Annotated in this window: 12 protein-coding genes; 8 read left to right on the top strand and 4 right to left on the bottom strand. The window is 67.4% G+C overall.

Translation table 11 applies throughout. The features are described from left to right. Positions 1-22 precede the first annotated feature (22 nt). Entirely contained in the window at positions 23-1,258 is a 1,236-nt protein-coding gene (locus tag AC56LY_RS19415) for a D-amino acid dehydrogenase (protein ID WP_499582371.1), read from the bottom strand. Between the two features lie 115 nt (positions 1,259-1,373). Further along, positions 1,374-2,711: a serine hydrolase domain-containing protein gene (locus AC56LY_RS19410; RefSeq protein WP_499582369.1), complete on the bottom strand. Its 1,338-nt coding sequence runs from the start codon at positions 2,709-2,711 to the stop codon at positions 1,374-1,376. Between the two features lie 158 nt (positions 2,712-2,869). Between AC56LY_RS19410 and AC56LY_RS19405 the strand changes: the two genes are divergently transcribed. The 8 genes from AC56LY_RS19405 (at position 2,870) to AC56LY_RS19370 (ending at position 11,121) form a co-directional block, all read left to right on the top strand. Then, positions 2,870-3,610 (top strand): GntR family transcriptional regulator, encoded by a 741-nt coding sequence (locus tag AC56LY_RS19405; RefSeq protein WP_183555034.1) that lies wholly within the window; start codon positions 2,870-2,872, stop codon positions 3,608-3,610. Between the two features lie 82 nt (positions 3,611-3,692). Beyond that, the gene (murQ, locus tag AC56LY_RS19400; protein ID WP_499583450.1) at positions 3,693-4,592 is read left to right on the top strand and encodes an N-acetylmuramic acid 6-phosphate etherase; all 900 of its coding nucleotides are present in this window, start codon (positions 3,693-3,695) and stop codon (positions 4,590-4,592) included. Positions 4,593-4,640: 48 nt separating this feature from the next. Next, positions 4,641-5,906, top strand: coding sequence for an MFS transporter (locus AC56LY_RS19395; protein WP_499582367.1), 1,266 nt, complete (start codon positions 4,641-4,643; stop codon positions 5,904-5,906). Between the two features lie 90 nt (positions 5,907-5,996). Beyond that, positions 5,997-7,586 (top strand): glycoside hydrolase family 10-like protein, encoded by a 1,590-nt coding sequence (locus AC56LY_RS19390; protein ID WP_499582365.1) that lies wholly within the window; start codon positions 5,997-5,999, stop codon positions 7,584-7,586. Between the two features lie 36 nt (positions 7,587-7,622). Then, the gene (locus AC56LY_RS19385) at positions 7,623-8,591 is read left to right on the top strand and encodes an N-acetylglucosamine kinase (protein WP_499582363.1); all 969 of its coding nucleotides are present in this window, start codon (positions 7,623-7,625) and stop codon (positions 8,589-8,591) included. Beyond that, positions 8,588-9,571 (top strand): N-acetylmuramoyl-L-alanine amidase, encoded by a 984-nt coding sequence (locus AC56LY_RS19380; protein ID WP_499582361.1) that lies wholly within the window; start codon positions 8,588-8,590, stop codon positions 9,569-9,571. The genes AC56LY_RS19385 and AC56LY_RS19380 overlap by 4 nt, the downstream gene beginning before the upstream one ends. A gap of 23 nt (positions 9,572-9,594) precedes the next feature. After that, the gene (locus AC56LY_RS19375; protein ID WP_499582359.1) at positions 9,595-10,494 is read left to right on the top strand and encodes a LysR family transcriptional regulator; all 900 of its coding nucleotides are present in this window, start codon (positions 9,595-9,597) and stop codon (positions 10,492-10,494) included. Between the two features lie 15 nt (positions 10,495-10,509). Next, positions 10,510-11,121 carry a M15 family metallopeptidase gene (locus AC56LY_RS19370; protein ID WP_499582357.1) on the top strand — a complete coding sequence of 204 codons (612 nt, stop codon included), beginning with the start codon at positions 10,510-10,512 and terminating at the stop codon, positions 11,119-11,121. Between the two features lie 3 nt (positions 11,122-11,124). Here the strand turns inward: AC56LY_RS19370 and AC56LY_RS19365 are convergent, their stop codons facing one another. Together AC56LY_RS19365 and dacB are read right to left on the bottom strand one after the other, a co-directional pair. Further along, positions 11,125-12,264, bottom strand: coding sequence for a GGDEF domain-containing protein (locus AC56LY_RS19365; RefSeq protein WP_499582355.1), 1,140 nt, complete (start codon positions 12,262-12,264; stop codon positions 11,125-11,127). Between the two features lie 236 nt (positions 12,265-12,500). Further along, positions 12,501-13,976 (bottom strand): D-alanyl-D-alanine carboxypeptidase/D-alanyl-D-alanine endopeptidase, encoded by a 1,476-nt coding sequence (dacB, locus tag AC56LY_RS19360; RefSeq protein WP_499582353.1) that lies wholly within the window; start codon positions 13,974-13,976, stop codon positions 12,501-12,503. Positions 13,977-13,978: the final 2 nt, after the last annotated feature.

Here is a 13,978-nt window from a genome sequence, read left to right as displayed (position 1 = left end):
AAATTGCGTACTAAATATAGTACTAACCACGCAGCGTCAAGCCATCGAGCGCAAACGGCGGCGCCTTCCCCTGCACCAGATCCGCCAGCACAGCCGCGCTGCCGCAGGCAAACGTGAAGCCCAGCGGCCCGTGCCCGACGTTGAGCCACAGATTGTCGTAGCGCGTGGCCCCGATGATCGGCGCGCTGCCCGGCGTCGCTGGCCGTAATCCGGCCCACGCCGACACCTGCGAATAATCCGCCGCGCGCGGCATCGTCTCGCGCACCAGGCGCGTCAGGCCCGCGACGCGTTTGGCATCGAGCGAGACATCCTCGCCCACCATGTCGACCATCGCCGCCACGCGCAGCCGGTCGCCGATGCGCGCATACAGCACCTTGCGCTCGAAGTCGGTCACGCTGATCTCCGGTGCGATGTCGTCCTGGCGGATCGGCGCGCTCAGGCTGTAGCCCTTGAGCGGGTACAGCGGCAGGTAGATGCCCACCGTGTCGGCCAGCGTGCGGCTCTGGATGCCGGCGGCCAGCACATACGCGTCGGCCGTGACCAGGCCACCAACGGTGTCGATGCCGGTGATGCGGCCCCGCTCTGCACGCAGTCCCAGCGCGGTGCTGTTGACGACCCCGCGAAAGCGCGGATGCTCGCCCAGCCGCTCGGCCAGCGCCACGCAGAACGCGTGGCAGTCGGCCACGGCTTCGCCCGGGTTGTAGATGCCGCCGGCCAGCAGGTGCTGGGCCGCGCCCAGTGCGGGTTCGTGCGCGGTGCATTCTTCGGGCGACCAGATCTGGCCGGCGCCCGGTTTGGCCGCGGCGACATCGAACGCGGCGCGCGTGCGAAACACCACCAGCTTGCCGGCATCGCGCCAGCTGAAGCGTTCGGGCGGCACGACCAGCGAGAGCGAGGCCATCGCCCGGCGCGACAGGTCGCCCAGCTCGAGCAGCTTGGCCGTGGTGCGGCGGTTGACGTCGGCGCGGCAGTGGGCCAAAAAGCTGGCCAGCCAGCGGTACTGGCGCAGGTCGGCTTCCGGCCGGAAGCGCAACGGGCCGTCGGCCTGGAACAGCCATTTGAAGGCCTTGAGCGGGATGCCGGCGTCGGCCAGCGGCGCCACGTACCGGTAGCTGAGCTGCCCGCCATTGCCGTAGCTGGCGCCACTGCCCACGTCCGGCGCGCGCTCGAGCAGCGTGACCTCGTGGCCAGCTTCGAGCAGCCACCAGGCGGATGCCAGGCCAACGACGCCGCCGCCAATGACGATTATGTGCTGCATGCCGGACTCTTTTTTTCGGGTGGGGACAGGGAGCTTAGGGGCAGCAGGCACGCACTGCCAATGAATCTAGCGCGCGCGCTCATAACCGCGATATATGTACGCGCCCGCATGCCAGTCAATCCGCCAGGCCGAGGATCGCGCGGCGGTGCAAGGCGGCCACGATGCGCTCTTCATAGCGCGCCAGTGCCGTCTCGCGCCCCGGCATGGCTGCCGGGTCGGTTCCGGTGCCGCCGGCCAGCACGATCACGCCGTGGCCCCGTGCGCGGTCCATGGCGAACACGGAGCGCAGCCCGTAGGCGTCGCCCAGGTGGCCCACCGCATCGAAGCCGGGCGCCAGCCGCAGGCCGGGGCGGTCCGGATAGTGCGCGTTGCCGAATCCGCGCGGACTGAGGATGCTGCCCAGCGGATTGCCATTGCCCCCCACGCCGTCGTACGACCAGTGGCGAACGAACATACGTTCGAGCGTCGCGCCCTGCAGCAGGCGCGCGCCGCTATGCAGGCCGCCAGCCATCAGCATGCGCATGATGACGCCCAGGTCGCGCGCGGCGATGCGCAAGCCGCCGGTCGGGCTGAACGGCGTCGCGTTGGTGCCCGGGACGTAGCCGTCCAGGCCGGGCGGCGGCACCGGTGGCCGCGCGCCGACATCGTCGGCCTGGGCGATCCACGGGCCGTTCGGCGCCCAGACCTCGCTGTCGACGGCACGCTTGCGGTAGATGGTGGCGATATTGTCCTGTGCTGCCTTCGGCAACCCGGCCGGGTTGTAGCCGGCCTGCAGCCCGAGCGGCTGCAGCACCAGGCGCGTCATCAGCAGGTCGAACCGCTCGCCCGTGACGCGCTCCATGATCGTGCCGATGAGTCCGAATCCCAGGTTGCAGTAGGTGTAGTAGGCGCCCGGCCCGGCCAGGCTTGACCACATCGGCTGCGCAGCCGGCGTGACGACGGCCTTCAGCGCCGTCGTGGCCGGCCAGAAGTAGCCGGCATCGTCGCGCAGCGACGACGTGTGCACGAGCAGTTGGCGCAGCGTGATGGCCTGCGTCGGGAAATGGGGATTGCGCAGCGTGAAGCCGAGGTAGCCCGAGACGTCGGCGTCCAGGTCGACGCGGCCGGCTTCCAGCAGCCGCATCAGCCCGAGCGTGGTAACGAGTTTCGAGATCGACGCAATCCGGTACAGCGTCGCCGGTGTGGCAGGGCGGTCGGGGAACACGCCGTTGCCGATCGTGCGCCGCCCGAACGCGCCTTCGTACACCGGCTGCCCGGCGCGCAGCGCCAGCACCGACAGGCTGGCCAGCGGGCAGGCCGGATCGTCGGCGATGGCCGCCAGTTCGGCGTCGAGCTGTCGCTGCAGGGCGCCGCCCGTGCCCGCCGCGCCACCGCCTGTTGGCATCGCTGCAAATAATGGTCCCATCGTTCCCAGCATGGCCATGCCGAGCAGGGTGCGCCTGCCGTGATTCATGTTCGTCCCTTGGCGTTGCGTGATTGTGACTATCGGTCCAGCATACGGACTGCGCGAAACCCTTGACCAATGAATACCCGTGCGCAGGGCATAACCGTTTTGCATTGGTCGCAAGTGGTATGCTTCCATGGTATGCCAGCCCCCTTCGCCACGACGCCATGAACAGCCCCAGCCCCGGATTCCAGGTCGACCACGACGACAATTCGCCGCTCTACAAGCAGCTTGCGCGCAAGCTGGCGCAGGACGTGCGCGATGGCCGTTACCAGGCCGATCAGGCGCTGCCGTCCGAGCGCATGCTGTCCGAGCAGCTCGACGTCTCGCGCGTCACGGCGCGCAAGGCAATCGACCAGCTGGTCGACCAGGGCCTGGTGGTGCGCCGGCGCGGTTCGGGCAACTACATCGCGCCGCGCATCGAGCAGCCGCTGTCGACGTTGTCGAGCTTTTCCGAGCAACTGCAGCAGCGCGGCTATACCCCGCGCTCGCAATGGTTGCGGCGTGACACGATGCTTGCCGACGCCGACGAGCAGCTCTCGCTCGGCCTGTCGCCCGGCGCGCGTGTGGCGCGTCTGGAGCGCCTGCGCTTTGCCGACGACATCGTCATGGCCTACGAAGTGAGCGTGATCCCGGCCGCCGTGCTGCCGCGCCCTGAGCTGGTGGCCGCGTCGCTGTACGCGCATCTGTCCAAGAGCGGCCACCTGCCGGTGCGCGCGCTGCAGCACATCCGCGCGATGAATGCCGACCTTGAACTGGCCACGCGCCTAGAGGTGCCCGAAGGCCGCGCGGTGCTGTTCATCACCCGCGTGGGGTATCTCGAATCGGGCCAGCCGGTCGAACTGACCCATTCCTACTGCCGCAGCGACCATTACGATTTCGTGGCCGAGCTGCGCCGGCAAGCCTGAATGCATAACCTGGCGGCATGACGGCGCCCGATCCTTTCATGGAAGCGCTTGTCAAAGTGGTATTACACTGGTTTTAACCAAACTGTGCAGGTGCGAGACAGCGATGCTCAATACCGAAACCCCCTCCCTGGCGCACACCGCGCTCGACCAGTACCCGACGACGGAACTGGTCAATGCCCTCGTTGATGACCAGTTCCATGCAGTGGACGCCGTACGCAAGGCCGGGCCGCGCATCGCCGCTGCCGTGGCTGCCGCAGTGCCGCGCATGGAAGCAGGCGGGCGCCTGATCTATGTCGGCGCCGGCACCTCGGGCCGCCTCGGCGTGCTCGACAGCGTCGAGCTGTACCCCACCTTTTCCTGGCCGAACGAACGCGCGGTGGCGCTGCTGGCCGGCGGCCACGGCGCGATGTTCGCTGCAGTCGAAGGCGCCGAAGACGATCTGGAGCAGGGCGCGGCGGATATCGCGGGGGTGAACGTGGGCCCGAATGACGTCGTGCTGGCGCTGGCGGCGTCGGGCGCCACGCCGTACGTGCTGGGCGCGCTCCGCGCCGCCCGCGCCGCCGGCGCGCTGACGGTGGGCTTTGCCAACAACCCGGACGCACCGGTGGTCACGCAGGCCGAGATCGGCATCACGCTCGACACGGGTGCCGAAGTCATTTCGGGCAGTACGCGCCTGAAAGCGGGCACCTCGCAAAAGATCGCGCTGAACACCTTTTCCAGCGCCCTGATGGTGCGTTTGAACAAGGTTTACGGCAACCTGATGGTAGACTTGAAGGCCACCAATGCCAAACTGGTACGACGTGCAATCCGCCTGACGAGCTTTGCCACCGGTGCCGACGAGGCGGCCGCGCAGGCGGTGCTGGAACAATGCGGTTTCCACGTCAAGACCGCGATCGTGGCCTTGTCCAAACAAACCAGTGTCGAGCAGGCGCAAGCGCTGCTGGAAGCGGCGCGCGGCAGCGTGCGCCAGGCGCTCGCGTAAGCACGCGCCCTTTCAGCAGCACCGGCCTGCACGGCGCACGAAAGAGTCATGCAAAAACCGCAAGCGAACAGCCCGTGGCTGTGGGTGCCGTCCCTGTACTTTGCCCAGGCGATTCCGTATGTCGTCGTGATGAGCCTGTCGGTCATCATGTACAAGGACATGGGGATTTCGAACTCCGACATCGCCTTCTATACGAGCCTGCTGTACCTGCCGTGGGTGATCAAGCCGCTGTGGTCACCGATCGTCGACATGTTCGGCACCAAGCGGCGCTGGACGGTGCTGCTGCAACTGGCCGTCGGCGCCTCGCTCATTGCGGTGGGCACCGTGCTGCACCTGCCCACCTTCTTCGTTGTCAGCCTGGCCGTCCTGTGGATCATGGCGTTCAGCTCCGCCACCCACGACATCTCGGCTGACGGCTTCTACATGCTGGGCCTGCGCCAGAAGCAGCAGGCGGCGTTCGTCGGCGTGCGCAGCACCTTCTACCGCCTGGCCACGCTGTTCGGGCAAGGCCCGCTCGTGGTGCTGGCCGGTTACCTGGCCGTGAGCCTGGGCGACGTGCGCCAGGCCTGGTCGATCGTGTTCTACGTGCTGGCCGGCCTGTTCTTCGCCGCCTTTGCGTGGCACCAGTGGGCGCTGCCCGTGCCGGCCGACGACCACGCTGTCGCCAAGAGCGACAACCCGCTGCGCGACTTCGTTGGCACCTTCGTCGCCTTTTTCAAGAAGCGCGATATCTGGATGATCGTCGCGTTCATCCTCACGTTCCGCCTCGGTGAAGCGCAGCTGCTCAAACTCGTGGCGCCATTTTTGAAAGACCCCATCAGCGCCGGCGGCCTGGGTTTGACGACCGCCGAATATGGCATCGCCTATGGCACGGTCGGCATCATCGCGCTGACGCTGGGCGGCCTGGCCGGCGGCTGGCTGATTTCGCGCGTGGGCCTCAAGCGCTGCCTGTGGCTGATGGTGTTTGCGATCCACTTGCCTGACGTGGTCTTTGTCTACCTGTCGCAAACCCAGCCGACCGATCTGATGATTGTCTCCGCCTTCCTCGCGCTCGAGCAGTTCGGCTACGGTTTCGGCTTTACCGCAATGATGATGTACATGATCATGGTGGCCGATGGCCCGAACAAGACCGCGCACTATGCGATCTGCACGGGCCTGATGGCACTCGGGATGATGGTGCCCGGCATGTGGAGCGGCGACCTGCAGGAATACCTCGGCTACCAGCACTTCTTCATCTGGACCTGTCTTGCGACCATCCCCGCCTTCATCGTGGCGGCGCTCGTCAAGATCGATCCGGAATTCGGAAAAAAATAAGCGGACGGCTGACGCCCGCGCTGCCGCGCCCGATGTGGCGCCGGCGCGGAGCATCAACCTCCGGTACAGCAACATCAAGGAGTTCTTTTTTTGCTTCCCAACCTGAACAAACGTACTTTCACGCTCGGCATGGCCAGCGCCGTCGCCCTGGGCCTGGCCGCCTGCGGCACCAAGCCCACCAAACCGGGCGCCACTGCTTTCATAGGTGGTAATGAGCCGCCCGCTGCGCCGCGCGAGTTTCGCGCCGCCTGGGTGTCCACCGTCGCCAATATCGACTGGCCCAGCCGACCGAACCTGAGCGCCGCCAAGCAGCAGCAGGAAGTGCTCGCCATCCTCGACCGCGCCAAGGCCATGAACCTGAACGCGATCGTGCTGCAGGTGCGTCCGGCCGCCGACACCATCTATCCGTCGAACCTCGAGCCCTGGACCGAATACCTGAGCGGCATCCAGGGCAAGGCGCCGCAGCCGTTCTACGATCCGCTCGCGTACTGGATCACCGAGGCGCATGCGCGCGGCATCGAGCTGCACGCCTGGTTCAATCCCTACCGCGCGCGCATGGACGCCTCGCGCGGCCAGTCGGCGCCGAACCACATCACCAACACCAATCCGGCCATCGTCAAACGCTACGGCAAATTCATGTGGATGGACCCGGGCGAGCCGGCCGCCGTCAAGCAGACGCTCGACGTGATCCTCGACGTCGTGCGCCGCTACGACATCGACGGCGTGCACATCGACGATTATTTTTATCCGTACCCGATCGATGCCGCGCCGCAGGTGGCCGGCAACGCCGCAGCCCTTGACGGGCGCACCGGCACGCGCGAACTGGACTTCCCGGACGATCCGGCCTGGCACCGCTACCTGGCCGGCGGTGGCCAGCTCGATCGCGCCAACTGGCGCCGCGACAACGTCAACCGCCTGATCGAAGCGATGTACAAGGGGATCCACGCCGAAAAGAGCTGGGTGCGCTTCGGCATCAGCCCGTTCGGCCTGGGCCGCCCGGACCGCCGCCCGCCCGGCATCAACGGTTTTTCGCAGTACGACAAGCTGTATGCCGACGCCGAGCTGTGGCTCGAGAAAGGCTGGGTCGATTACTTCGTGCCGCAGCTGTACTGGCCGATCAAGCCACCGGGCCAGGCCTACGACGTGCTGCTCGATTACTGGATCAGGCAAAATCCGCAGCGCCGCCACATCTGGCCGGGCCTGTTCACCAGCCGCATCGGCGCCGCGACCAAGGCCTACGAACCGCAGGAGGTGCTGGCCCAGGTCGACGTGACCCGTACGCGGCCGCTGTCAACTGGCCACGTCCACTTCAGCATGGTAGCCCTGATGCAGAACCGCAAAGGCATTGCCGACCAGCTGCGCACGACCCGCTACGCCGGGCAGGCACTGGTACCGGCGACGACGTGGCTGGGCAACGAGCGGCCCGGTACGCCGCTGGTGGGGGCTTCGCGCCGCGCGCGCTCGGTCGACCTGACGCTCAAGGCGGGCAAGGCCAATGCGCTGTACGCGGTCTGGTCGCGCCATGGCGGGCAATGGCGCTTCGCCGTGGTCCCGGCGGTGCGCGTGGCCTGGTCGGTGCCGGATGACGCGACGCTGGGCGCGGCCGAGATCGTGGTGGTCAGCGCAGTCGACCGCCTGGGCAACGAGGGCGCACGCGTGCGGGTATGGGGCAAATCGTAATGCAGGTAGCATCGGGTTTTATGGGCGGATTTTGTGATGTCATCTGATCGTGACAACGTGAGCGGGTTTGGCCTGGGGATCGACGCCGGCGGCACCGAGACGCGCTGGGCGCTCGCAGCCCCCGGCGGCGCCATCCTGGCCGACGGTGTGGTCGCGGGCCTGTCGGCGCTGCAGATGGCCACGTCCGACGGGCGCGCAGCGGTGCGCGCCAGCCTCGAAGAACTGGCGGCGGCGGTGCTTGCACATGCCAGCCCGCTGCGCATCCAGGCCGGCCTGACGGGGTTCGGCGGCGACGACGAACTGCTGCAATCGTGGCTGGCCCAGTTGCTGGGCGTCGCGCCCAGCGCCGTCACGCTGTCCAACGATATCGAACTGGCGTACCGCGCCAATTTCGCGCCCGGCGCCGGCTACCTCGTGTATGCGGGCACCGGCTCGATCGGCGCCTACATTGATGCCGACCACGTGTTCCACCGCGCCGGCGGACGCGGCGTGCTGCTCGACGATGGCGGCGGGGGCTTCTGGATCGCGCGCGAAGCGCTGCGCCACATCTGGCGCAACGAAGACGAGCAACCCGGCTGCTGGCGCGATTCGCCACTGGCGCAGGCCGTGTTCGAGCACATCGGCGGCGCCGACTGGAATGTGTCGCGCCAGTTCATCTATCAGGGTGAGCGCGGTGCAATCGGCAAGCTGGCGCTGGCCGTTGCCGCCAGCGCGGAGCGCGATCCGGCCGCTGCCACGATCCTGAGCGAAGCGGGCCTGGAACTGGCGCGCCTGGCGCTGGCGCTCACGCGCCGTTTCGGCCCGCGCCCGGTGGTGCTGGCCGGCCGCGCGAGCGAACTGCACCCCCTCATCATCGAGACGATGCGCGCCGCGCTGCCGGCCGGCATGGTACTCACGCAGACCGGCCTGCGCGCCCATCACGGCGCCGCGCGGCTGGCATTGCAGCCGGCCGTCACGCCACCGGCGCGCGCAACCCACAAGAACATCAACGAGGAATCCCCATGAAATCGATCTTTGCCGCTCTCGCCCTGGCCGTGCTGGCAGGTTGTACCACTACCGCTCCGACCACGCCGAAGTACGACACCACCTACGATGCCGTCGGCCAGTCGAGCCGCGCGCGCTTTCTGGTGCTGCACTACACGGTGGCCAACACGCCGGCCTCGATCAAGATCCTGACGCAGCAGCAGGTCAGCTCGCACTACCTGCTGACCGACGAAGTGCAGCCGAAGATCTACCGCCTGGTCGACGAGAACCGCGCCGCCTGGCATGCGGGCAATTCGAGCTGGAAGAACTTCACGCAACTGAACAACAGCTCGATCGGCATCGAAATCGTCAACGCCGGCTGGAAGGACACGCCGCAGGGCCGCGTCTACGCACCGTTCCCGCAGGCGCAGATGGATGCGCTGCTGCCGCTGGTGAAGGACATCGTGGCGCGCCACGGCATCGCGCCCGAGAACGTGCTCGGTCACAGCGATATCGCGCCGCTTCGCAAGCAGGATCCGGGGCCGCAGTTCCCGTGGCAGCGCCTGGCGCAGGAAGGCCTGGTGCTGTGGCCGGACGCGAACCGCGTCGCCGCCGTGCGCCCGGCCTTCGAGGCCCTGCTGCCGGACGTCGCCTGGTTCCAGCGCAAGCTGGCCATGCACGGCTTCGGCCTGGTGCAGAGCGGCATGTACGACGAAGCGACCCGCACCACGCTGGCGGCGTTCCAGATGAAGTACCGTCCGCGCGATATCTCGGGCGTTGCCGATGCTGAGACGGCGGCGCTGCTCGAAGTGCTGACGACGCCGGCGAACACGCCGCCACCGGTGGTGCCGGCCGCACTGGCGCCCGTGGCGCCCGCTGCACCGACCGCGATGCCAGCGCCAGCGCCAATGTCGACGCCAACGCCGACGCCGACCTTGCCCGAGCCAACGCCTGTGCTGCCGGTCGAGCCGACGCCGGAAACCGCCCCGGCCCCGGCCACGCCGGTCATCACCACGCCATGATGGCGGCAATCGGGGGATAAGCGATGCGTCTGCGCCATATCGAAGTATTCCACGCCATCATGCAGGTTGGCACCATCAGTGGCGCCGCCCAGGTGCTGCATATCTCGCAGCCGGCCGTGACGAAGGTGCTGCAGCACGCCGAGCTGCAGCTTGGCATGCCGCTGTTCGAGCGCGTGCGCGGCAAGCTGTATCCCAGGCCGGAAGCGCACCGCCTGTTCGTCGAAACCGAAAAGCTCCACCGCGACCTGCAGGGCATCCGCCGCCTGGCCGCGAGCCTGAAGGGGCGCGCGGTGGAAACCGTGCGCCTGGTGTCCACGCCGACCATTGCCGTGAGCGTGCTGCCGGCCGGGATGACTGCCTGGCGCCGCGCCTTTCCCGAAACACGCTGCGAGCTGGCCACGCACCACACGAGCGAAATCGTCAATGCACTGCGCCTGGGCGAAGCCGATGTCGGCCTGTCGCTGCAGGACCCGCGCCATCCCGGCATCGTGGCCGAGCCGATCGCGCACGGCCTGTTGACGGTGATGGCGCCGCGCGGCACCTGGAGCGACGCCGAATGCTGCACGCCGATTGCGGCCGATGGTTTGACGGGTGAACTGATCGGCATGGCCGATCGCGATCCACTTGGCGAGATGGTGATGGCGGCCTTCGAAGCGCAGGGCGTGCAACCGGTGTTTCGCACCGTGGTGCAGACGTACCAGATTGCCCGTTCGCTGGTCGAAGCTGGCGCCGGCACTGCGGTGGTCGATCCGTTCACGGCCGCTTCGGCGGCAGCGAACCAGGTGCAGTGCCGTCAGTGGTCGCCGTCGATTCCCGTGCACCTGTACCTGCTCACGGCCAGCCACGCGCCGCTGTCGCATGGCGCGCGCGAGCTGGCCAACTGCATCGGCGTGACCGCGCGCGCCTGTCTCGAACCAGCCTAGGATTCTTTCAGCACCATGCACGCGTTCATCGCCAGCGAAGACATTGCCGCCAGCCCGGCATTCCGGCACCTGGACAGCATTGCCGGCATCCGGGTCGACCTGCGCTACGCCACCCCCAACAACTTCGTCGGACGGGATCTGTATTCGCCGTTCGATTGCGCCTGGCTGCATGTGCAGGCAGCCGCAGCGCTCGAGCGCGTGGTGACCTGGCTGGCCGCAAGCCGGCCCGACCTGACGGTGCTGGTGCTGGATGCATTGCGGCCGCAGCGCGTTCAGCAGCAGTTGTGGGATGCGCTCGAGGGCACCGACCTGCGCCTGTACCTGGCCGATCCGGCGCGCGGCTCGATCCATTCGTACGGCATGGCGCTGGACCTGACGCTGATCGACGCGGCTGGCCATGAACTGGACATGGGCACCGGTTTCGACGACATGACCGAGCTGTCGCATCCGGCGCTCGAAGAAGGGTTTGTGCTGGCCGGTCGCCTCACCGAAGCACAGGTGGCCAACCGGCGCCTGCTGCGCGAGGCGATGCTGGCAGCGGGCTTCCTGGGCATCAAAACCGAATGGTGGCACTTCGACTGCGGCGACCGCGATCTGGTACGGCGCACCTTTCAGCGCGTGCTGTAGCCGTTAGTTCATCGCGATCGTTTCGACCCGGTTGCGGCCATTGTGCTTGGCTGCGTACAGCAGCTTGTCGGCGGCCAGGATCAGGTCGGGCAGCGTGATGCGCCCGTCGTCGCGGGCGAAATCGAACGTCACCAGGCCGAAGCTGGCGGTGGTCTGCAACCCGGGGCCATCGGTAACGGGCGCAACCCGGTTTGCCGCGAACGCCGCGCGCAGGTCTTCGGCCAGACGTGCCCCCTGCGTCAGGCCGGTATCGGGCAAGACCAGCAAAAATTCCTCGCCGCCGTAGCGCACCACGGCATCGACGCCGTCGCGCACCATCCCGTGCAGCAAACTGGCAAAGGTGCGGATCACCGCATCGCCCTCGTGGTGCCCGAACGTGTCGTTGATGCGCTTGAAGTGATCGATGTCGCACAGGATGACCGACACCGGATGCTGGCGCTGGCGAGCGCTTTGCAGCTCATGCTCCAGCAGATGATCGTGCAGGTAGTGGCGGTTGTAGCAGCCCGTGAGCTGGTCGCGCTGGGCCAGCTGCTTGAGTGTCATCTGCAGCCGGAACTGTTCGCGCGCGACGCAGTTGTAGCGGCGCGCCGCCAGGATGCCGAACGTGTTGATCAGCACCAGCAGCATGGCCATCGTGACCAGGTCGGACACGGGCCTTGGCGGCAGCATGAACGTGACGAGCGCCAGGAAGACGATCGAGGCGCCCGTGCCGAGCGCGGTCGAATACACCAGGCGGTTCGGGATATACAGGTAGATCACCACCAGCATGATCAGCATCGACATCGCATGCCAGTGCACTTCATGCGGCCGCGCCAGCGCCACCACCATGAAGCAGCCTAGCGCGATGCCCTCGGACAGCGACGCCGCCAGGCGCATGGCCCGGATCGACAGCGGACGGCGATAGGCCAGCCAGGCCCAAGTGCCGGCGCTGGCCGCGACCAGCAGGCGCGCCGGCAGCGTGTCGTGCAGTGCTGCATCCAGACCCAGCACCGCAATATCCGTGGCAAAAAAGCTCAGGAAGAAAAAGACGCAGAACATCAGCGTGAAGCCGAGCATGGCGCGTGTGCGGTCGATCTGGCTGGAAAGGAACGCGGTTTCGCTGGTGCTGCGCGCGAATTCGCCGGTCAGGTAATGGATGTGCATGCGATGAACAGTGCGGCAGGTGACGATGCCTGCGACACACGATTCATCATTCGGCGGTAGTCGGACAGGACGGGATGATCCGGCGTCAGCGCCGGCCGGACCGATCACCGGTGACGGCGTCGGACGAGTGACCATTGTGGCAAGGTTTTCTTACTCGAAACTAACAAAATGTATCAGTTCATTAATTATTTTGTTGGTTTTGCAAGATAACCCGGTTCAATCCCGTGACAATTTGCTCAGCGCTGCACCGCTGCCGCCTGCGTCGTACCCGAGCGCGCCACCCAGTCGACCAGTGCGTCGAGCACCGCGCGCCCGCGCCCGTCGCCGGCCCGTTCGCTGTTGACCATCGCCACCACCACGCACAGGTTGCCGTTCGCATCCGGGACGTACCCGGCCACTGCCGTGACGTTGCGCAGCGTGCCCGTCTTCAGGCGCGCGCGCCCGGCGGCGGGCGTGCCGACCAGGCGCCGGCGCATGGTGCCATCGACCGCGCCGATCGGCAGGCTGGCCTGGAATTCGGGCGCCCATGGACTCTTCAACCCCGCCTGCAGCAGGCTGCCCATCTGTTGCGCGCTGATGCGCTCGATGCGCGACAGGCCCGAGCCGTTGTCGATCACGAACCCGGTGTCGTCGATGCGCTGCGCGCGCAGCCAGTCGCGCACGGCGCTGTCGGCGCGTGCGAAGGTGGTGACTTCGCCGGACGGCAGCGCCAGGCTGCCATCGACCGGATCGCCCTGCAGGCTGCCCAGGCTCAGAAACAGCAGGCGCGCCAGCGTGTTGTCGGACGTCTTGTTGATGTCGCGGACCAGTTCGGGCAAGGCGCGCGCGGCGTGCGCGGCCAGCACGCGCGCATCGAGTGGCGTGGCGCCGGTGATCGTGCGGCCGCTGAGCGTGCCGCCCAGATCGGTCCAGGCGCGGCGCACGAAGCGGCCCACGTAATCGTCGCGGTCGAGCACATTGACGCTGTAGCTGCGGTTGCAGTTCTTCGGGAAGGTGCCACGCAAGACCACCTCAATGCGGCCATCGGGCGCGCGCCGCGTTTCGGGCAGCTGCCAGCCGTCTTCCCACTTCGCGCAATCGCGCTCGACCAGCGTCATCGCCGACGTGACCGAGACGCGTTCGAGTTCCGGGTACATGCGCAGTTGCAGGGTGGCGCCGGTCGCGCGCATGTCGAGCTGCAGCATGTTCTTGTTGAGGAGGAGGGCGTCGGGAATCACGTTGTAATACGCGTCGGGCGACTCGTCGAACGGCGGCAGGCCGACATCCGGCCGCGCCGGCTGAAACAGGCTGCGATCAAGCACCAGGTCGCCCTCGATGCGCTCGATGCCCTGGTAGCGCAGCGCGCGCAGCATGGCTTCGAGATGTTCGCCGGCCAGGTCGGCGTCGGCGCCGCCCTTGACGTACAGGCTGCCGCGCAGCACACCGTCTTTCACGTCGCCGGTCGTGCGCAGCTCGGTGCGGCCGCGGAACGTGGGGCCAAGCCGCTCAAGGCCGATCAGCGTCGTCACCAGCTTGATCGTCGACGCCGGCTGCATCGGCAGCGCCGCCTGGTGCGACAGCACGGCGGCGTCGCCGCGCAGCACGAGCAGGCCCACTTCGCCTGGTGCGATGCCGCTTTGCTGCATCAGCTGCGCCACCGGCGCCGGTAGCTGGGCCTGGGCGAGCGACGTGGCGCACAGCAGCGACAGGACGAGGGTGGCGCGTTTGAACATGC

This window comes from Telluria sp. ZT3P25 (assembly GCF_059685895.1).
Note: the sequence above shows the minus strand (reverse complement) of the source record. Positions and strands in the feature narration are given on the sequence as shown.

Coding starts and splice junctions, on each gene's coding strand:
- AC56LY_RS19415 (WP_499582371.1), bottom strand. CDS start 1,258: ATGCAGCACATAATCGTCATTGGCGGCGGCGTCGTTGGCCTGGCATCC.
- AC56LY_RS19410 (WP_499582369.1), bottom strand. CDS start 2,711: ATGAATCACGGCAGGCGCACCCTGCTCGGCATGGCCATGCTGGGAACG.
- AC56LY_RS19405 (WP_183555034.1), top strand. CDS start 2,870: ATGAACAGCCCCAGCCCCGGATTCCAGGTCGACCACGACGACAATTCG.
- AC56LY_RS19395 (WP_499582367.1), top strand. CDS start 4,641: ATGCAAAAACCGCAAGCGAACAGCCCGTGGCTGTGGGTGCCGTCCCTG.
- AC56LY_RS19385 (WP_499582363.1), top strand. CDS start 7,623: ATGTCATCTGATCGTGACAACGTGAGCGGGTTTGGCCTGGGGATCGAC.
- AC56LY_RS19380 (WP_499582361.1), top strand. CDS start 8,588: ATGAAATCGATCTTTGCCGCTCTCGCCCTGGCCGTGCTGGCAGGTTGT.
- AC56LY_RS19375 (WP_499582359.1), top strand. CDS start 9,595: ATGCGTCTGCGCCATATCGAAGTATTCCACGCCATCATGCAGGTTGGC.
- AC56LY_RS19370 (WP_499582357.1), top strand. CDS start 10,510: ATGCACGCGTTCATCGCCAGCGAAGACATTGCCGCCAGCCCGGCATTC.
- AC56LY_RS19365 (WP_499582355.1), bottom strand. CDS start 12,264: ATGCACATCCATTACCTGACCGGCGAATTCGCGCGCAGCACCAGCGAA.
- dacB (WP_499582353.1), bottom strand. CDS start 13,976: ATGTTCAAACGCGCCACCCTCGTCCTGTCGCTGCTGTGCGCCACGTCG.